Source organism: Pseudomonadota bacterium (genome assembly GCA_027624955.1).
Classification (GTDB): Bacteria; Pseudomonadota; Alphaproteobacteria; order UBA828; family UBA828; genus PTKB01.
Map to the genome: position 1 here is coordinate 1 of JAQBTG010000040.1, position 19,661 is coordinate 19,661.

At 56.9% G+C, this 19,661-nt stretch carries 18 protein-coding genes; 12 read left to right on the top strand and 6 right to left on the bottom strand.

All coding sequences use genetic code 11. The features are described from left to right. The 3 genes from O3A94_14035 to O3A94_14045 form a co-directional block, all read right to left on the bottom strand. Positions 1-201, bottom strand: a 201-nt coding sequence (locus O3A94_14035; protein ID MDA1357371.1) for an N-carbamoylsarcosine amidase, incomplete at its 3' end; no start/stop codon positions are given. Between the two features lie 9 nt (positions 202-210). Further along, positions 211-852 (bottom strand): isochorismatase family protein, encoded by a 642-nt coding sequence (locus tag O3A94_14040; protein ID MDA1357372.1) that lies wholly within the window; start codon positions 850-852, stop codon positions 211-213. Between the two features lie 19 nt (positions 853-871). Beyond that, complete coding sequence (locus O3A94_14045; protein MDA1357373.1) at positions 872-1,273, bottom strand: nuclear transport factor 2 family protein; 402 nt, start codon at positions 1,271-1,273, stop codon at positions 872-874. A 320-nt stretch (positions 1,274-1,593) separates the two neighbouring features. Between O3A94_14045 and O3A94_14050 the strand changes: the two genes are divergently transcribed. The 6 genes from O3A94_14050 to O3A94_14075 all read left to right on the top strand — a co-directional run bounded on the left by O3A94_14050 (position 1,594) and on the right by O3A94_14075 (position 7,402). Further along, on the top strand, positions 1,594-2,511 hold the full coding sequence (locus O3A94_14050) for a DMT family transporter (GenBank protein MDA1357374.1): 918 nt from the start codon (positions 1,594-1,596) through the stop codon (positions 2,509-2,511). A gap of 70 nt (positions 2,512-2,581) precedes the next feature. Further along, entirely contained in the window at positions 2,582-3,163 is a 582-nt protein-coding gene (locus O3A94_14055) for a TetR/AcrR family transcriptional regulator (protein ID MDA1357375.1), read from the top strand. 55 nt (positions 3,164-3,218) lie between these two features. Beyond that, on the top strand, positions 3,219-3,737 hold the full coding sequence (locus tag O3A94_14060) for an SRPBCC family protein (GenBank protein ID MDA1357376.1): 519 nt from the start codon (positions 3,219-3,221) through the stop codon (positions 3,735-3,737). A 133-nt stretch (positions 3,738-3,870) separates the two neighbouring features. Beyond that, positions 3,871-4,749 carry an EamA family transporter gene (locus O3A94_14065; protein MDA1357377.1) on the top strand — a complete coding sequence of 293 codons (879 nt, stop codon included), beginning with the start codon at positions 3,871-3,873 and terminating at the stop codon, positions 4,747-4,749. Between the two features lie 52 nt (positions 4,750-4,801). Then, complete coding sequence (locus O3A94_14070) at positions 4,802-5,902, top strand: phosphotransferase family protein (GenBank protein MDA1357378.1); 1,101 nt, start codon at positions 4,802-4,804, stop codon at positions 5,900-5,902. A 75-nt stretch (positions 5,903-5,977) separates the two neighbouring features. Then, positions 5,978-7,402 (top strand): MmgE/PrpD family protein, encoded by a 1,425-nt coding sequence (locus O3A94_14075; protein MDA1357379.1) that lies wholly within the window; start codon positions 5,978-5,980, stop codon positions 7,400-7,402. On the opposite strand, the gene O3A94_14080 is transcribed toward O3A94_14075, so the two are convergent. After that, positions 7,399-8,631, bottom strand: coding sequence for a CoA transferase (locus tag O3A94_14080; GenBank protein MDA1357380.1), 1,233 nt, complete (start codon positions 8,629-8,631; stop codon positions 7,399-7,401). The genes O3A94_14075 and O3A94_14080 overlap by 4 nt on opposite strands. A gap of 9 nt (positions 8,632-8,640) precedes the next feature. Beyond that, on the bottom strand, positions 8,641-9,813 hold the full coding sequence (locus O3A94_14085; protein ID MDA1357381.1) for an acyl-CoA dehydrogenase family protein: 1,173 nt from the start codon (positions 9,811-9,813) through the stop codon (positions 8,641-8,643). Between the two features lie 401 nt (positions 9,814-10,214). On the opposite strand from O3A94_14085, the gene O3A94_14090 reads away from it, so the two are divergent. The 6 genes from O3A94_14090 to O3A94_14115 all read left to right on the top strand — a co-directional run bounded on the left by O3A94_14090 (position 10,215) and on the right by O3A94_14115 (position 18,671). Beyond that, positions 10,215-11,336, top strand: a complete 1,122-nt coding sequence (locus O3A94_14090; protein MDA1357382.1) for an ABC transporter ATP-binding protein — start codon at positions 10,215-10,217, stop codon at positions 11,334-11,336. A 102-nt stretch (positions 11,337-11,438) separates the two neighbouring features. After that, positions 11,439-12,737: a substrate-binding domain-containing protein gene (locus tag O3A94_14095; GenBank protein ID MDA1357383.1), complete on the top strand. Its 1,299-nt coding sequence runs from the start codon at positions 11,439-11,441 to the stop codon at positions 12,735-12,737. An 83-nt stretch (positions 12,738-12,820) separates the two neighbouring features. Beyond that, positions 12,821-13,690 carry an ABC transporter permease gene (locus tag O3A94_14100; GenBank protein MDA1357384.1) on the top strand — a complete coding sequence of 290 codons (870 nt, stop codon included), beginning with the start codon at positions 12,821-12,823 and terminating at the stop codon, positions 13,688-13,690. A gap of 2 nt (positions 13,691-13,692) precedes the next feature. After that, positions 13,693-14,541: an ABC transporter permease gene (locus tag O3A94_14105; protein MDA1357385.1), complete on the top strand. Its 849-nt coding sequence runs from the start codon at positions 13,693-13,695 to the stop codon at positions 14,539-14,541. Between the two features lie 136 nt (positions 14,542-14,677). Further along, positions 14,678-16,732, top strand: coding sequence for a hydantoinase/oxoprolinase family protein (locus O3A94_14110; GenBank protein MDA1357386.1), 2,055 nt, complete (start codon positions 14,678-14,680; stop codon positions 16,730-16,732). A 10-nt stretch (positions 16,733-16,742) separates the two neighbouring features. Then, positions 16,743-18,671 (top strand): hydantoinase B/oxoprolinase family protein, encoded by a 1,929-nt coding sequence (locus O3A94_14115; GenBank protein MDA1357387.1) that lies wholly within the window; start codon positions 16,743-16,745, stop codon positions 18,669-18,671. An 85-nt stretch (positions 18,672-18,756) separates the two neighbouring features. Here the strand turns inward: O3A94_14115 and O3A94_14120 are convergent, their stop codons facing one another. Next, entirely contained in the window at positions 18,757-19,644 is an 888-nt protein-coding gene (locus tag O3A94_14120; protein ID MDA1357388.1) for an isocitrate lyase/PEP mutase family protein, read from the bottom strand. Positions 19,645-19,661 lie beyond the last annotated feature (17 nt).

The following is a 19,661-nucleotide window of genomic DNA, read 5'->3' on the forward strand; positions in this document are numbered from 1 at the left end:
CGCAATCGGCAAGCCGAGGCCGCGGCAGGCTTCGAGCAGCTTGACGGTGTTATCGCAAGCCTCGGAAATATTGCCGCCGCCGAACTGGTCGGGATCGTCGAAGCCGTTGACGAAATCGACGATTAGCAGCGCCGCCTGCTTGCCGAAGCCGAGGCGCCGTCCGAAATTCTGACGTTTATTGATATCGATTTCGGTCGGCATAAAGGTGCCTTATTCGGCGGCCTGGGCGTGGCGCGATGTCATTTCGGCGATGGCTTCGTCGCGCGTCATGATCTCGGCATATTTCTGTTTGAGATCGAACAGATTTGCCTCGTGCGGCCCCAAGGCGCGGTCGCCGACGCAATCGCTGATGACGACCGGACGGAAGCCGTAGCACATAGCGTCGAGTGCGCTGGCGCGCACGCAACCGCTCGTGGTGCAGCCGGTCACCAGCACTGTATCGATGCGACGCATGGTGAAATTGGGCGCTAAATCGGTGCCGAAGAAGGCCGAAGGCAGACGCTTGCGCACGATAATTTCACCAGGCCGCGGCGTCAGGCGTTCGACGATTTGGCTGCAATGGGCATTTTCCGTGAGGGTCTTCAGCGCCGGTACCTTGATCGCCATGATATTGTCGTCGCCGCCGTCATCGGCGAGCACGACACGGGTATGGGCAATGGTCATGCCCAAATCGCGGCACGCCGCCAACAGGCTGACCGTATTGTCGCACGCCTCGGTCACGTTGCCGCCGCCGAACTGGTCGGGATCATCGAAGCCGTTGACGAAATCGACGATCAACAGCGCCACTTTTTCGCCCATGCCGAGCGGGTTGCCAAAATTTTGATGTTTATAAATATCTGTATCGGACGACATGGCGTCTCTCCTTTGAAATCTAATCCTTTGGCACCAGCGCGTTGCCGCCGCTGGCGTATACGAAAACTTGCTTAAACTTGCCGTTCTCGAAACGGAAGACGTTGCAATTACTCATGCTGGCTTCGCCGCCGCTGAGATCGGTGCGGCGCACATTGAACTGGGTAGAAATGCGCTGCGATTCGACATCGACAGTATGCTCAAAATCGCCGTGCCAAATATTCTGGAATCCGGCGGTGACGGTTTCGTAGAATTTCTTAATGCCGGAATCTCGACCCGCATAGGAGGTAAACGCGGACTGCACGGTAAACACCGCATCGCCAGCAAAACAGTCGAGGACGACGCTTAGATTCTTATGGTCGACATTGCTGAAATAGCTATGTTCGACCATATTGATCATCTGCTCTCTGGTCAGGGCCACCATAGGTCCGCTTTTCTCACTCTCTTGGGAATTGGCGGCGCCATCCTAACCTGCGCAGTGGTGAGTTCCAACCTGTTGCGTTCTGAAACGCGATGCACAAGCGAATATTTTGGAGAACTGCAGCGGTGAGGTTCGGAATAGGCCAGGCGGCGCAAAATAAAGAAGATGCGCGCTTTCTCCGGGAGGCGGGCAGTTTCCAAGACGAAATACACCTTTCCCGCCAAGCTCATGCCGCCATTCTGCGGTCGCCGCGCCCATGCGACATTGCCGCCATCGACGCTCGAAACCGGGCGGCGCGACAGGCGTGATGCACGCCAAGCTCTATGAATAGCGGTACCTTACGGCCGCGTGTTGGCGTGCCGCTCGCCATGCTGTTGGTCACCGGTGTGACCTATGGCCTGACCTATGCCCTGGCTGGTGTTTCGGTGCGGGGCGGCATTCCGTTCCTTGCCTATGTGTTCTGGCTCGGCGTTTTTGCCGGTGTCACAATGTTGGTGCTCTCGCTGCTGTTCCGCAGGCCGCCGCGAGTCACGATTGCGCATCTCCGATGCTATGCCGTAACCGGCGCCACCGGTTTCGCGATCCCCTATGCGGTCGTCGCCGTGGTGGTTGGGCATGGTGTGCCGTCCGGCATCATGAGCATGGTCATCGCATTGGCGCCGATGATGACCTATCTCGGCGCCGTGGCTTTCCGCATGGAGCGCGCCTGGTGGCTCAAATATCTCGGCCTTGTCATCGGTATGGCCGGCATCGTGCTCATCGTCGCTCCCGAATCCAGTCTGCCATCGCGCGATTTGGTGCCGTGGATACTGCTCTCTATGATCGTCCCGTTTTGCTACGCCACCACCACCATTGCGGCGATCATCATGCGCCCGCCGGCGATGGATTCGCTGTCCTTCAGCGCCGGCTATTTTTTGGCACCGCTGCCAATTTTATTTGTTGCCATGTTATTGGCCGATGAGTTCTGGGTCTTCGGCGGCAGTTTCGGGGCAGCCGAATGGGCGCTGGTGCTTTCGGGCTTAGTTCAGGCACTCGGAATCTACCTCTTTCTCGAACTCGTGATGCTGATGGGGCCGGTCTTTTTCACCACCGTCAATTTCATAACGCCATTGACCGGCATCCTGTTTGGCATGGCGTTTTTCGACGAGCGGCTCAGCTTTTGGGTACTGATTGCATTGGTACCGCTGTTTCTCGGGTTGTTCTTCGTCATCCTGCCGAGAGGGGAAGCGAAAGCCGGGTAATTTATTTATGGACCAATCGGTCCGTATCGAATAGCATGCCTCCAATTGACGTTGTTAGAGATGATCGGGCATGGCCAGACCACGCGAATTCAACGAAAGCGACGCCTTGGGCGATGCCATGCATTTGTTCTGGCGAGAGGGCTATGAAAACGCTTCGCTGAGCGACATCACTCAGGCGACGGGTCTCAGCAAATCGAGCCTCTATGACACCTTCGGCAGCAAGCATGAGCTGTTGCTCTCGTCGTTGCAGTTCTATGTCGAGAACAAAATGCAGCCCTCACTCCAGGTATTGGAGGAGGAGCCGTCGCCGCGCGCCGGTATTGCCAAACGCTTCGACATGATAATCGAAGGCATGACTGCGCCCGGGCCGCGCTGCGGCTGCTTGATCGCCAACACCACCTTGGAACTCGGCGCTCGCGACCCGGCCGTGGCTAAAATGATCGCAGCGGCGCAGACCGAGATGGAGCAGGCCTATATTCGGGCGATCGAACGCGGCCAGGCGGTTGGTGAAATCGACGCCGATCAGGGTGCGCAGTCGCTGGCGCGTTATATCATGGCTTGTTTGGCCGGCCTCGTTTGTCTCAGCAAATCAGGTTTCGATGCGCCAATGCTGCGCGATATTGCAGCCACGGCAATGCGCGCCATCGCCTAAGTATTTTTTTGTTAATTTAGGACTGTTTGGTCCATAACTGAGGAGGAAGAACATCATGCAAGTCAATGTAACGAAGCGTCTGAGTTTATCGGCGGAAGAAGTGTGGCGGCATCTGGCCGATTTCAGCGGCATCGCACGCATCCACGCATTCGTCGAGTCGGCCGATCTGCTGAGCGAAAACAATGAAGGAGTCGGCGCGAGCCGAAAGTGCAATTTTTATGACGGCAACAGCGTCGTCGAAGATGTTCTCGAATGGGAATCCGGGCGCCGGATGAAAATCGGGCTGAGCGAAATGTCGATGCCGCTCAAGCGGGCCGAGGCAGAATTTATCGTGACGCCACGTGGCGAAGATCAAACCGAGCTTTCCATTACCATGTCCTTCATACCCAAATTCGGCCCATTAGGGGCACTGATGGGGGTGCTGATGATCAAGCCGATGATGCGCAAAGTGCTCGTCCAGCTTATCCAAGGGCTTGAATACCACTCCCTTACCGGGGAGATTGTCGGACGCGGTGGTGTGCCAGCCGGAGCGAGCGAGTTATCAGATCACGAAGAACGGCCCGCCGCCGCGTGAGCCCCACTTACTCCTAAAGCAGAAGACCAGTCACGCCGCTGCCAAGGGGCCACTAGCCTTGCGGCGGCGGCGCGTTGACCCCGCCTGTTCGGGCGCACTAACTTGCCTGCCGCTTTCTTCGTCAGGTATTTGAATGCCGCCTTCCCATATCGCGCTCGCGGTGGCGATCACCGTGCTCTGGGGCTTTGCCTTTGTGGTGATGCGCGATTTACTGGATTCGCTGCCGCCGTTCCTGATGGCGACGCTGCGCGTGGTGGCGGCCGGCGCGCCGGTCGTCGTACTGATGCGTCTGCCGCGCATCCCGTTTTATTGGCTGCTGCTGCTGGGTTTGTCGCAGGGGTCGATCCAGATGGTGCTGCTGCTGTTCGGTATGGAGTTCGGTATGCCGGCGGGTTTGGCGGCTTTGGTGTTGCAAGTCCAAGTCTTGTTCACCACGATGCTCGCCTTTTTGCTGCTCGGTGAAAAGCCGCGAATGGCGCAATATGTCGGCATCGCCATATCACTTGCCGGAATGGTGGTTATCGCTTCGACCATGCCGGGCGGCGCCACCATGATCGGCTTCTTCTTACTTATCTTTGCTGCATTTACCTGGGCTGGGTCGAATATTATCGTCAAGCTGGCAGGAACCGATGAAGTCATGCGTCTCGTCGCTTGGGCGCATGTGCTCGGCATCCTCCCCTTGCTGGTGCTTTCTTACACCTTCGAAGGGCAAAACGAGATCTTCCATATTCTCGCGCGGTTGAGTTGGCGGGGCATCGGTGAAATCGCCTTTCTCGGCCTGATCTCGACCTTCGGCGGCTTTGGTTTGTGGAGCTACCTTATGCGTAAAAACTCGGCCAGTGCGGTGGCGCCGTTCTCGCTGATAATCCCGATTTCGGGCATGATTTCGACGGCGCTCATTCTCGGCGAGGAATTTGGCGAAATGCGCATGGTGGGGGCGGGCCTGGTGCTGGTTGGTCTCGCTTTCGGCACCATCAGATACGCCGCCTTTAAATGGCGCCCGGCGCGTTGACCGCCGGGCCGTGAATTTCTAATCTCTGGCCGCAGCGAAACAGGAAATTAAAATGCTAAGCGAAGACGCAGCGGCGGCAGCGCAGCGCGCCGCCGAACCCAAATTTCTTACGACCGAATCCCAGACCAAACAGGACTGGGCAGCCCTGGCGCGGCATCTCAGCGAACATGGATTTCGTTTCGATCCTCAGATTGATACGCCGCGCCAATTTGCCGGCGGCTTTGGCAATCTCAACTATCTCATCCAAGTCGACGGCACGCCGATGGTGCTGCGTCGCCCGCCGATGGGCGATATCCCGCCAGGCGCAAATGATATGAAACGCGAGCATCGCATTCTGAGCCGTCTCGGGGGGGCTTTCCCCTTGGCGCCGCAGAGCGCGCATTATTCGCCCGACAAAGAGATTCTCGGCAATCATTTCCTGATCATGGAGTATCGCGCAGGCCTTTGCATCGGCGGAACCTGGCCTGCATTTCTCGCCGGCCGCGACGATATCGGCGCGGCGCTCGGCGATATGCTGGTGGACACGCTGGTCGCGTTTCATGCGGTTAAGCCGGAAGATGTTGATCTTGGCGAATTTGGCCGGCCCGATGGTTTCCTGCAGCGTGCCGTAGCCGGCTGGCGCCAACGCATGGAAATCTCCAGCGACGATGTGCCGCCCGCAGCTGGCGTGGCGGTCGCCGATTGGTTGGCGGCCCATCAAGTGCCGGATGGCCCACCGACCCTGCTGCACAATGATTTTAAACTCGATAATGTACTGCTGGACCCCAAGACGCTGGCGCCGGTGGCGGTACTGGACTGGGACCAGGGTACGCGCGGCGATCCGTTGTTCGATCTCGCCACCCTGCTGAGCTACTGGGCGGAAGCAGGCGATCCGCCTGCGATGCACGGCCTGGCGCAGATGCCGAGCGCCGGCAACGGCTTCCCGACTCGAAACGAGATCGTCCAACGCTACGCCGAGCGCTCTGGCCGCGACGTCTCCAATTTCCTGTTTCATCGCGTGCTGGCGATGTTCAAGCTTGGCGTCATCTTTATGCAAATCTACGCTCAGTATCGCCGCGGCACGTCGCGGGACGAACGCTTTAAGCGCTTCGGCGAACTTACCAACGGCCTGATGGCCTTTACCTATGAAGTGAGCCAACGCCGTGCCACCTGAGTAGGGCACGGCGGGTTTACCGTTTTCTTCGCGGGTGATACGGTTCGGCGAATTTTACAAGGAAAGCCGCCCATCATGGCCCATGCTAAGAATGTTGTCTCCGCGCCCGAATTCATTCACCAGACGCCGATTTCCGATAGCCTCGCAGCGTTTGCTACTTCTCTGTCGTGGCAGGATATCCCGGCTCCGGTAGTCGAGCGCGCCAAGCTGCACATCCTGGATGCGCTCGGGATTGCGCTTGCCGCCAGCGGCTACGATTACAGCCACAAGACCCTCACCGCCGTGCAGGGCTTGGCAGGGGAGGGGCCTTATCCGGTGATCGGCATGCCGGCACGCCTGCCGTTACGTGACGCCGCCCAGATGAATGGCTTTCTCATCCATGCCCTCGATTTTGACGATACCCATGTTGCCGGTGTGATCCACGCCACGTGCACTGCCGTGCCGACGCTCCTCGCGATGGGCCAGAAACACGCCATATCCGGACGTGAGATGCTGATCGGCTATCTCGCGGCGGTGGAGTCGGATGCCCGCATCGGCATGGCGGCGAAAGGCGGATTTCACCGCAAGGGATTTCACCCCACCGGCGTAGTCGGCGCGTACGGTGCGGCCATCGCTGCGGGCCGGGCCGCCGGTCTGACGCGGGCGCAACTGAGCGACGCCCAGGGCATCGTTTTGGGGATGGCCTCCGGCACTCTCGGATTTCTCGACGAGGGCGCTTGGAACAAGCGCCTGCATGCCGGTTGGGCCAGCGTTGTCGGTATCACGGCGGCGGCTCTGGCGCGTCAGGGTTTTAAGGGGCCGAGCAAGCCTTATGAAGGAAAATACGGTCTTTACGATTGTTTCACCGAGGCCGGCGAGACGATCGATTGGGCAGCCTGCACGCATGATCTCGGCAGCGATTGGGAAATGCTGCGCGTCGGCATCAAACCTTATCCAGCTTGTCACCTCGTCCATTCTTCGGCCGATTCGATGGCCGCATTGGTTCGGGAGCATGGCCTGAAGGCCGATGATGTGGTGAGCATCCGGGCGCGGCTCGCGGCTGACTGCATGGCTTTAGTGTGCGATCCAATCGCCAAGAAGCGTCGCCCTGGAAGTGGCTACGACGCCCAGTTCAGCGTGCCCTACGCAATTGCCAGCATTCTCGTGCGTGGGCAATTGACCCTGGCCGAGCTCGAGCCGGAAATCTTTACCGATCCTGAAATCTTGGCGCAATGCGACAAAGTTACGTGTGAGCCTGATCCGGGTTCCGCGTATCCCAAATATTTTTCTGGTGAAGTGATCGTCACCACGCGCGACGGACGCGAACTCGTCCACCGCGAACAGATCAACCGGGGCGCCGACGAGCGCCCGCTCAGCGCTGATGAAATCGCCGCCAAATTTCGTTCCAACGCCGAACGGACATTCGCTTCAGATCAAGTGGAGCGAGTGTTGGACGCAATCATGGATTTGGATGGCAAGAGCACGCCGACAGAAGTGGCGGAGTTGCTGAGCCCGGCTTAGCTCGCCGCTTCGATTTCAGATTTGCCGCCAATGGCAATCACGTCCGCCGCTTCGAGCGCGGCGATTTCCGCTTTTGAATAGCCGGCTTCGGCGAGTATTTCGGCAGTATCGGCGCCGAGTGCTCGGGCGGCGCGACGCGGCGCCACCTCGCCATCTATAAGAATCGGCTGGCGTACCATGCGGACTTCGCCGCGCACTGAATGTGGCACGCTTTGCACACTTTGTTGTGCGGCGGCGAAATCGCTGGCCAACGCCGCTTTCACATCGTTCACCGGCGCGCACGGCAATTGGCCATGTAAGCGTTCCAGCCAATCGTCCGTGCTGCGCGTCAGGAATACCGACTGCAGGCGGCGTACGACTTCTTCCCGGTTGTCCAAACGCGCTTGAAAACTTTCCATGCAAGGATCATCGATCCATTGCGGTTTTTCCAATGCGTGACAAAGGCGCGGCCAAAAGTTGGTCTTGTTGGTCATGATGAAGATCCAACCATCAGACGTCTCGTACATTTCGCTCGGTACCAGAGAAGGGTGGCCGGAGCGCGGCACTCGGCGAGGTTCGAACCCTTCGTTTAAATGCCAGGTCGCGGGATAGCTTAAATTGGCCATGGCCACGTCGAACAGCGAGGCATCGTAATCTTGGCCTTTGCCGCTTTGGCGCGCACCCATGACACCCGATACGAGCGCCAAAGCTGCGGTTAACCCAGCCATGAAATCGACGATAGACAGGCCCATGCGCGTCGGTGGGCCGTCGGGCTCGCCGGTCATGGAGAGATATCCGGCCTCGGCTTGCATGACATAGTCGAGACCTGGCCAGCCCGCACGTTCGTTATTTCGCCCATAGGCGGAAAGATGCACGCAGACGAACTCGGGTTTGATCGCGCCGAGCGCCGCGTAATCGAGGCCGAGCTTGGCCGGCAAATCACCACGCAGATTGTTGATCAACGCATCGGCGCCGGCGACGATGCGGCCAAGGATTTCCTGTCCGGCCGGCGTTTTGAGGTCGAGCGCCAGACATTTTTTATTGCAGCTAAAAGTTTGGAAAAACAGGCTGTCGCCATCCTCCGAATAGGGCACCACATGGCGGCCCATTTCGCCGCCGCTATGATGGTTTTCGATCTTGATAACCTCGGCACCGAGATCGGCTAGATACATGGTGCCGAACGGCGCTGCGCCATATTGCTCAATGGTTATGAGCTTCAGGCCCGTGAGGGGGAGCGACAATGTTGTCATATCTGGAGCTCAGATCGGGTTGCGTTCAATGAGTTGACGCGCAATGACGATACGCTGAATTTCGTTCGTTCCTTCGCCAATCAGGAGAAGCGGTGCGTCGCGGAACATGCGCTCAATCGGAAATTCCTTCGAATAGCCGTAGCCGCCGTGGATTCGCATCGCGTCTAGCGCATTTTCCATCGCCGATTCGGTGGCGAACAGTTTGGCCATGCCGGCCTCCATATCGGCGCGCTCGCCGCGCTGATAGGCCTCCGCCGCGCGCTGGGTGAGAAGACGCGCCGCCTGGACACGCGTCGCCATGTCGGCGAGTTTGAGCTGAATTGCCTGATGCTCGCAGATCGGCTTGCCGAAGGTTTTGCGCATCTGGCTGTATTTAACCGATTCGTCGAGTGTTGCCTGGGCAATGCCAACACCACGCGCCGCTACGTTGATACGGCCAAGCTCAAGCCCACTCAGCACCTGTTTCAGGCCGAACCCCTCTTTGCCGCCGATCAGCCGGTCCGCGGCGACAAAATAATCTTCGAACACCAACTCGGCGGTATCGATTCCCTTGTAGCCAAGCTTTTCCAGCTTGCGGCTCACATTAAAACCGGGACCCTTCTCAGCGATAAAAAGACTCATGCCAGTGTGGCGCGGTTTGGCATTCGGGTCCGTCTTGGCGAGGAGCGCCACGCAGTTGCCATGTATCGAATTCGTGATCCACATTTTGTTGCCGTTCACCCGGTAGCCTTCGTTGCCCTCGCGCTTGGCGACCGTGCGGATGGCCTGCAAATCGGTGCCGGCGTCGGGCTCTGTGAGGGCGACTCCACCGCGTAACTCGCCGGTGGCGAAGCGCGGCAGGTAACTTTCTTTTTGCTCCTCTGTGCCATGCCGCTCGACTGCGGCGGCCATGATAAGATGCGAGTTGATGATGCCGCTCACCGACATCCAGGCACCAGAGATTTTTTCGACGATCTTGGCGTAGGTCGTAGCTGGCAGCCCTAGGCCGCCATATTCAGCCGAAATCGTGGCGCCGAACAGGCCCAATTCCTTCATTTTTACGACGATTTCTTCGGGGTAAATATCCCCGGCCTCGAGTTCTGATACATACGGCCTGACGTCGCGTTCGAGAAAATGCTCGATCCCGTCCAAAATCATTTCTTCCTGTTCCCGGTCGATGGCCGGAATTGGCTCGCGCTGCATCGGTTGATTCTCCTTTTGCTTAGCCCCGTTGGAGGGCAAAAAGTATAATTTGTCCGGACAACGTAAAATATGCTTGTGGCGATGGCTTTGGGAAGGTATTTCAATTTCAGGCATCATTTGATCTTATGCAAATTGGCTAAGCTAACGCTGTTTGCATGAGTGACTGGAAAGCAACTGCACGGGAGATCCAAGGGTTATTGACACCTGCTTACGAGTTCGAGAGAACGGCATTCGGGAGGACGCGCGAAAATTTGACTTGCCTCCCGGGTCCTAATCTAGAAACTTGTAAGGGCCTAACCGGAATGCCAAAAAAATCCGGGCGAAACGGCGAAACAGGGACGTCAGTCGTTTGATTCTTGGGTGTGACATAGACAAATTGGCGGAAAGGGCGATTTATTGCCATGGCTGGTGATGGCGAAATTGTAATTAAGGGTATCAAGAAAGTGTTCGGACCCACGGTAGCGGTCCAGGACATTAACTTGACTATTCCAGACGGCTGTTATTGCTGTCTGCTTGGGCCAAGCGGTTGCGGCAAGACGACGCTGTTGCGCATGATCGCCGGGCACGAAACGCCGTCAGAGGGCGACATTTCGATTGGTGGAACATCGGTGGTTAACTTGCCGACCGGTTCGCGCGGCACGTCGATGATGTTTCAGAGCTATGCTCTATTTCCGCATCTGAGCGTGTTGGACAATGTTGCATTCAGCTTAAAAATGAAGCGCGTCAATAAGACTGAGCGCCGCGAACAGGCATACGAAGTGCTGAAGCGCGTGCAGCTTGAACCGATGGCCAACCGTATGCCGGAGCAATTATCTGGCGGGCAGCAGCAGCGCGTCGCGTTGGCCCGGTCCCTCATCACGAATCCAAAGGTTCTGTTGCTTGATGAGCCTCTCTCGGCGCTTGACGAGTATCTCCGCCTTCATATGCGGGCAGAGTTAAAGGCGATCCAGCAGGACCTCGGTATCTCGTTCATTCATGTGACGCACACGCAGCCTGAGGCGCTCGCCATGGGCGACATGGTTGTGGTGATGGATACCGGACATATCGAACAAACCGGTACGGCGTTCGAAATATACGGTAAGCCGAAAACCACATATGTGGCTGAATTTATGGGTGGCTGGAACGTGGTCAGTGGGACCGTAGCCGAAATAAAAGATGGTGAAGCCACGGTCAAGGGCAGCGATGGTGTGGTGTATGGCGTCATCGCCAACGGTGAGGGCGTCGGCGCTGATATGAATATCGGCATCCGGCGCGACAAAATTCACCTCAAGCGCGATCATGCTGATGGTAAAAATTCGATAGCCGGTGTGGTGCATGCCATTGAGTATCAAGGCAATTGGGTCAAAGTAACGATCATCAAACCAAATGACGAGCGCTTGGTGGCGGTAATAGAGGATCATGAATTTTTCGAAAACCCAACAGTTGCGGGCGACCGTGTCCATGCCGTTTGGTCCGTAGCGGACGGCCGGCTGTTGGAAGAAGCAATGGGCAGTCAGAACCTAATCGGGGAGACCTTCGACTAGGACTTCCCCAGCGGATGAAGTGTCGCAGATTGGCTGGCCAGGATGTGGGGGAGCGTTAAAATAAATGCGTAATCAGGCAGATGACAGGCGAGGAGTATGAATATGAGTAAGAACAAAAACGGCAAGACAGAAAAAGGTATTAGCCGCCGCTCAATACTCAAGGGTACAGCCGCCGTGGCTGGCCTTGCAGCAGGTACCGCGATCGGCGGTTTTCCAACAATTTGGGCACAGGACGATATCACAGTGCGCACGCTGGGCATGGCGGTTTCCAACATGCCGCAGTTGGAGGAGATGGCGAATGACGCCTTACCCTTCAAGGTCCAGCAGACGGCGGCCCAAATCCCAGACATCATGGCGCGTGGCATCAACCAGCCGGAATCGGCTGATCTCTTTGAGCCGCCTTACATGCTCATGCGGGCCATGTGGCCGACTGGCAAGTTCCAGGCTTGGGACACCACAAAACTTCCGCAATGGGACAGTGTAGTTGATCTCTATAAGGAGCCCGGCAAGATTTGGCCGGACGCATGGTTCGGCGATGGTCAAAACCCAAGCTTTGTGGGTTACACCTCTGGCCAAGAGGCGAAGGACTTCGTCAAGGCCGGGTCGACCAAGTGGATCACCAACCATCCGGTGCTGCACAACGCCGATACTCTGGGCATTCGCCCTGACATCATCGGTCGTCCGGTCGATTCCTGGAAAGAACTGATCAATCCTGAGTTCGCCGGTCGTTCGGCCCTCGTTTCCTTCTCACAGATTGGCTTAATGGACGCGGCGATGGCGTTCCAGGCCAATGGCGAGCGTGAGTACATCGATAAGGGCAACATGACACGTGAGGAAATCGATTTTTCGGTTGATCGCCTCATCGAACTTAAGAAGGAAGGCCACTGGCGTGTTCTGTGGTCAACGTTCAACGAGTCGGTCCAGCTCATGGTATCGGGCGAAGTCGTCATCCAATCCATGTGGTCGCCGGCGGTGACCGCAGTGCGCGAGCAAGGCGTACCATGCATTTATCAAGACCTTAAGGAAGGTTACCGTTCCTGGACTCTTGGCCACATGATGCCGAAACATGTCGAAGGCAAAAAGCAGGGCGCGGTCTATGACTATGTGAGTTGGTACCATTCAGGTCCGGCCGGTGCGTTTTTTGCTCGTCAGGGCTACTACGTCGTGACACCGAAAAACACCCAAAAATATCTGCCGGCGCCGGAGTGGGATTTCTGGATGGAAGGCAAGCCGGCAACGGTTGATATTTACAGCCCGTTCGGCAAGCTCATGGAGAGTGCAGGCGCCGTACGCGATGGTGGCTCCTACAAGAACCGCATGGGCCGTGTTGCGGTATGGAACTCGGTTATGGATGAGAACGAATATCTCACCGAGCGGTGGAACGAATTCATGGCCGCGTAAGGTCAAGAATATTTGGATGCGGGGCGCCTCGGCGTCCCGCATCTCTTTTTTCATTTAGATAATCGAATTTTAGGGACGCGTTTATGGCGGGGTTGACAGCGATATTTAACCGCTATTCCACCATATTACAGATTTCACCTTTGGTGATCACGCTCACGCTCTTTCTCTTAGGGCCGGTGGTGGTCATCATCATCCTTAGTCTGTGGAAGTTCGACGGATTCTTGACGCTGGACGGCGTATGGACGCTGAGGAATTATGAGAGGATTTTCACACGCTCCCTAACTGTCAGCAATTATCTGCAGACAGGAAAAATGTTGCTCATCACTTTGGGGGTAACGTTCGTTCTCGGATTTACCTTGGCCTATTTCTTGGTTTTCGACCTGGTGAAACTCAGAACCAAGATGCTTCTCTTTTTGCTCTGTGTCGTGCCGTTTTGGACTTCAGCTGTTATCCGCACGGTTGCCTGGATTCCCTTTCTCGGTAAGGAAGGCATCATCAATAAGGCAGTTATGGGCCTTGGCCTTGCAAATCAGCCACTGGAATTTTTGCTGTTTTCCGAATTTGCGGTACTGCTCTCTTACATTCAGATTTTCACTCTCTTTATGATGGCGCCGCTGTTCAATGTGATGGCGCGAATAAATCGGGATTTGATTGAAGCTGCGCGTGATAATGGCGCCAATTCAATTCAGATACTGTTCAACATTATCTTGCCGTTGTGTAAGCCAGGCATCGCTATCGGCTCTATTTTTGTGATAGCGCTCGTCGCCAGCGACTTCACCGCCATTCGTATTCTGGGTGGGTCACAGGTCGGAACGGTGGCGGCTTCGATGGCTAACCAGATTTACAGCGCGCAATATCCGCCCGCCGCCGCGACCGCAATTATCCTGCTGCTGGCAGTCTTGCTCTTGGTCGGTGGAATTATGCGTGTGGTTGATGTGAGAAGGCAGCTTTAAATATGCGGGAAGGTATCAAAAGAGCACCGGGGTATTGGCCGCGCGCCGCGCTGTTCTATATTTATTTGCTGTTTCTATACGGCCCGATCATCATCATCCTGCTTCTTTCTTTCCAGGCGGAAAATGCGTCGCTGTCATTTCCGATGCAGGGCTTTTCTTTATTTTACTTCGGTGAAATCTTCGATCCCCAATATATCGGCGATTTCCGCTGGCCGTTTGGCCGCTCGGTTATTCTCGGGCTCATTGTGATGGTGCTCACGATGGGCATCTCCTTCTTGGCCGGGCTGGCTTTCCGCAAAAATTTTAAGGGAAACATCCTTGTATTCTACATGGTGGTTGCCAGTCTGATCTGCCCTTCGATCCTCATTAGCCTCGGCATCGGGATTGGCTTCGCGAACCTCGGATTGACCAGTCAGTGGTGGTCGGGTGGCCTCGGCGCGCACCTCAGTTGGACCCTGCCGTTCGGCGTGTTGATCATGCTGGCCGTATTCAGCCGCCTCGACACCCGGCTCGAAGAAGCTGCCAGAGACCAAGGTGCCAGCCAATGGCAAACACTACGCAATGTCACCATTCCGATCACCTTGCCGGGCCTGATTGGCGTGGCATTGTTTGGCTTTACCCTGTCGTATGACGAATACCCGCGCATTTCAAACGTCGCAGGCGAGGACAATACTCTGCCCGTTGAGTTGGTGAACGCCTTGTCTTTGGCTGCAACGCCGACGATTTACGCGATTGGCACGATGACCACGTTGTTTTCGTTGACCATCATCTTCACCACTTTTATCGTCGTCTATATCATGGCAAAGCGCCGCCAAGGTCTTGGCTTGAAAAAAGCAACCGCAGACGAGTGAAACAGTTTATCTCGTCCGACGACGGTAACAGGACCGGCGCTTCCTTGGTCCGGCCCGTATCGTTTTTAATGAAAGACTCAGCGCGCCAACGCGTCTAGCCAGCCGCCTTGGCGGTATCCAGTAGGGAGATAAAGAAATGAGTTACCGCTTGGGAGTGGACGTAGGAGGCACGTTTACCGACCTCCTCCTGATCGACGAAAGTTCAGGAGAAACCTATCGCGCCAAGGTACCCTCCACGCCGGAAGATTCATCCATCGGTGTGTTGAACGGTATCGAGAAGGTGTGTGGCGACGCAAATGTGAATCCGGGTGAGATCACTCATGTGATGCACGGGACGACGGTTGCGACCAACACGATTCTTGAAGGCAAGGGCGCGCGCGTTGGTCTGGTGACAACTGAAGGCCATCGCCAGGTGTTGCAGATTGCACGTTCGTTCGTGCCCGGCATTCTTGCCGGCTGGATAATTTGGCCGAAGCCGGAGCCGCTGGCGCCGCTTGAAGCGACGATCGAAGCGATAGAGCGCCGCGATGCACGTGGCGGGCTGGTCAAAGCGCTCGAAGAAGATGATCTGCGTGTAAAGCTGGAAGGCCTAAAGAAAAGAGGCATTCAAGCTCTGACCGTATCGCTGATGAACGCTTACGCCAACGGAGAGACGGAATCACGCATCCGCGAAATCGCCGAAGAAATTATGCCGGATGTCCCGGTTTCTATCTCCTCCGAAGTGCTGCCTGAGATGTACGAATATGAACGCGCCATTACGACGGTCGCGAATTCCTACGTCGCACCGGTGGTGCGCGAATATTTGGCCAATCTCGCCAATGAGATGAAGAAGCGCAAGGTTGATGCGCATCTACATATCCTGCGCTCCGACGGCGGGCTGTCGTCTGTCGAGGCGTCGCGCAATTCACCGGTGAACGTGCTCATGAGCGGTCCGGCCGGCGGCGTCGCCGGCGCATTGTGGATCGCTAAGCAATCCGGATTTGAGGATTTGCTGACTCTCGACATGGGCGGCACATCGACGGACGTGGCCCTGATTCAAGGTGGAGTTCCGCGCAAGCGGCGTGAAACCACCATCGGTGACATCACCGTGCGCGCATCCTCGTTGGATGTGCGCACCGTTGGCGCCGGCGGCGGTTCTATCGCGCATGTTCCCGAACTCACGAAAGCGCTTCGCGTTGGCCCAGAAAGCGCCGGCGCGAACCCGGGACCAGCATCCTATGGCCGCGGCGGCGACCGACCGACGGTGACGGACGCTAATGTCGTGCTGGGCTATCTTCCGCCGCAACTGATTGGCGGCGAAATGCAACTTGATGTCGCGGCAGCGAGGACTGCGGTGCAGACCATTGCCGACGGGCTCGGGCTCGACCTCATGACGGCGGCAGCCGGCATGATCGACATCGTCAACGAGAATATATTTGGCGCGCTGCGCTTGGTTTCAGTGCAGCAGGGTTTTGATCCACGTGATTTCGCGCTTATCGCCTTTGGCGGCGCCGGTCCGCTTCACGCCAACGCACTGGGCAAATTGATGGGCGCCTGGCCGGTGATCATTCCGCCTTCACCGGGTGTGCTGTGCGCCTATGGCGATGCGACCACACGGGTGACCGACGAGGCGTCGCGCAGTGTCGTCAGGCAATTCTCCGAAATCACCCAGGAGAGTGTCGGCGAGATTCTCAAGGAACTGGAAGAGCGCGCCCACACTGAATTGGACGCCGAGGGCGTGCCGCGGACAGAGCAATCAGTGATATATGAAGTTGATCTCCGTTACCACGGCCAGGGCCTACAATTGCCGGTGACCTTCAGCTCTGAGGAATTCGAGAAAGAGGGATTGGACTTTCTGCGCCGTAAATTCGACGATATGCATACTCAATTGTTTACATTTGCCCTCGATGCCGAGCATGAGATTGTGACATTGCGCGCCGTCGTTCAGGGCGCCGAAACATTTGTCGCTGCAGGTAAATTGCCGGAAGGTGGCGAAGACCCGTCGGAAGCTGTTGTTGCCACGGCTCAAGTTTACATGGACAATCGCGAGCAGGAAGCCAAGATTTATGACCGTTCGAAGCTCAAATCAGGCAATCGAATTGTCGGGCCCGCGATCGTCACCGAAATGGATTCGACGACCTTGATCTTGTCGGACCATGCCGGAGACGTCGACCAGTTCGGCACCATCGTTATTCGCCCGATCAGCGCCTAGGAGAATCGCCATGCCAGCCAAGATCATTCAGCCCAATAGCGTGCCCTTCAAAAAGGTCGATATTGATCCGATCACCCTCGACATCATCGAGAGTGCACTTCGAAGCGCGCGCTATGAGATGGACGCCGTGCTCTATCGGACTGCTATGTCGCCGGGCATTCGCGAGCAGCATGATGAATTCCCGATGATCGCATCGCCGAACGGCAAGATGGTGGTCGGCCAGTTCGGCTCCTTCATTCACGGCTTTAACCGTGACTATGATGGCACCATCGAGGAAGGCGACCTGTTTTTGACCTCGGACCCCTATAGCTGCGCCGGCGCGATTAGCCATGCGCCGGACTGGTTGGTGATGCGGCCGGTGTTTCTAGATGGCCGCCTGATCGCCTATGCCGCAATGTTCGGCCATATGACCGATGTCGGCGGCAAGGTGCCGGGCTCACTCCCGACTGATGCGGCGCAGATTTACGAGGAAGGCGTCGTCATTCCTATTATCAAGATCTACAAGGATGACGTCCTTCAGGATGATGTGCTCAAGGTGATCCTGCATCAATGTCGTAAGCCGCAATGGAATCACAGCGATTTCAACGCCCTTGTGGCGGCGGTACGACTGGCCGAGAAACGCCTTCTGGAGCTGTGCGGACGCTTCGGCGTCGATACCGTGCAGTCGGCTATGGACGAATTGCTCGAGCGTAACCGCCGCGCCATGCTGCATTTGATTCAAACCACTATCGGCAAAGACGAACGGGTCTATTTCGAAGATTATGTCGATGACGACGGCAAGGGTATGGGGCCTTACACTTTGGCCTGCACCATGTGGCGAGAGGGAGACGATCTACTGGTCTTCGATTTCGAGGGCACCGATCCGCAATCGGACTCCTCGATCAACATGCTCCTCAATGAGGAGATGTTCAAAATGTTCGTTGGCGTTTATTTGATCAACATCTTCGATCCGCAGATCATGTTCAATGACGGCTTCTACGATCATGTCGATGTGCGCATTCCGCCGGGCACCATCTTAAAACCGTTGAAGCCGGCGGCGCTCTCCTCGCGTACCCATATGTTGGCGCGCATTTTTGACGTTTTGGGCGGCCTTCTCGGCCAGCGCAATCCGGATTACATGGTCGCTGCTGGCTTTTCTGACAGCCCACATTTCATGTATTCGGGATACGACAAGGAAGGCGAGTGGTATCAACTCTATCAGATTGGCTTTGGCGGCATTCCAGGCCGGCCGGTCGGCGACGGCCCTGACGGTCATTCGCTGTGGCCGAGCTTCACCAATGTGCCGAACGAGTTTCTCGAAGCCTATTTCCCGCTCCGTATCGATATATACGAATCGATTGCGGATTCCGGTGGACCGGGCCTGCATCGTGGTGGCAATGGCATCACAATCGGCTATCGTGCTTTGGAGCCGGGCGAGATGTCGCTACATGACGATCGTTGGCTGACTTATCCCTGGGGCGTCGTTGGCGGCCTGCCGGGCCGGCGCAGCCGCAAGGAAATCGTCCGCGTTGATGGCTCGACCGAGATATTGCAACCGAAATGCGACCACGTCAAAGTCGATGCTGGCGATTTGCTGCTGTTCCACACTTGGGGCGGTGGCGGCTGGGGCGATCCGTTCGAACGCGATCCTGCCTTGGTTGCGCTTGAGGTTGACCGCGGTTTGGTGACCATGGAAGGCGCCAAACGCTACGGAGTCGTCCTCAATGACGACCTTACCGTCGACGAAGACGCCACCACGGCCTTGCGCGACAAGATGCGCAGCGAACGCTCTGAGGTCAAACTGATCGACCGCGGCGGCGAGATCGAGGAACTCCGGGCGCGGTGTAAGGAAGAGACCGGCCTTGAGCCCCCGCAGAAACCAGTATTCCGCGAGCACATCATCAAAGCTCTCAGAGAACGCGACGCACGCGCCCGGCGCGCAGGCGCTGCAGCGGAGTAAAATTCACCTGCCGCACCTAGCGGCACAAAAGGAAAGGCGGCGCCCACAAGCGCCGCCTTTTTTTGGCAATAATTCGAAAGAGGATTTACTCGGCGGCTTCGTCGCGCGCCCATTTGCGTTCGAACGCCCAAACATCCTCGAAGCCCATAACACGGTGCATTTCTGTAAGTTCCATCATCGGCACATCGACGGTTGTGCTGGTGCCCTCCTTCAGGAGGGTGCCATAGGCGGATTCGAGCGCTGCGCCGGCCACCAGCATGCCAAGGCCCGGGAAGATGGCGATACTAAATCCCATCTTCTGCAATTGATCGGCCGACAGGATTGGTGTCTTGCCTTTATCCGCCATATTGGCCAATACCGGTTTGTCGAACGCGCCGCCCACTTGGCGCAGTTCCTCGATTGATTCCGGTGATTCGACAAAAATCACGTCGGCGCCGGCATCGGCGAAAGCGCGGCCACGGCGGATCGCTTCGTCCAATCCGAGCGCAGTGCGTGAATCGGTACGGGCAATAATCAAAAAGTTCGGATCTTGGCGCGCTTCAACGGCGACCTGGATTTTTTCCACCATATCTTCGATGGGCACGACGCGGCGGTCGGGAGTATGGCCGCATTTCTTCGGCGATTCCTGGTCTTCCATTTGAATCGCGGCGCATCCCGCGTCTTCATAGCCCCTAACCGTATGGTGTACGTTCAACAGGCCGCCAAAACCAGTATCACCGTCGCAAATCAAGGGCGCTCTGGTGCCGTTCGCAATCATGCGCACACGGCTGACCACTTCGCCGAAGCTGGCGATGCCCGCGTCGGGCACGCCGAGATGCGAGGCCGCCACACCGTAGCCAGTCATATAGAGAGCGTTGAAGGCCATCCGGTCAGCGATGCGGGCCGAAATCATGTCATAGACGCCAGGCGCGGTGATGAATTCACCTCTCTTAATGGTATCGGCTAGTTTGGCGCGCTTTTCAGATGCGTTCACGATGCGGGTCCTCTGTC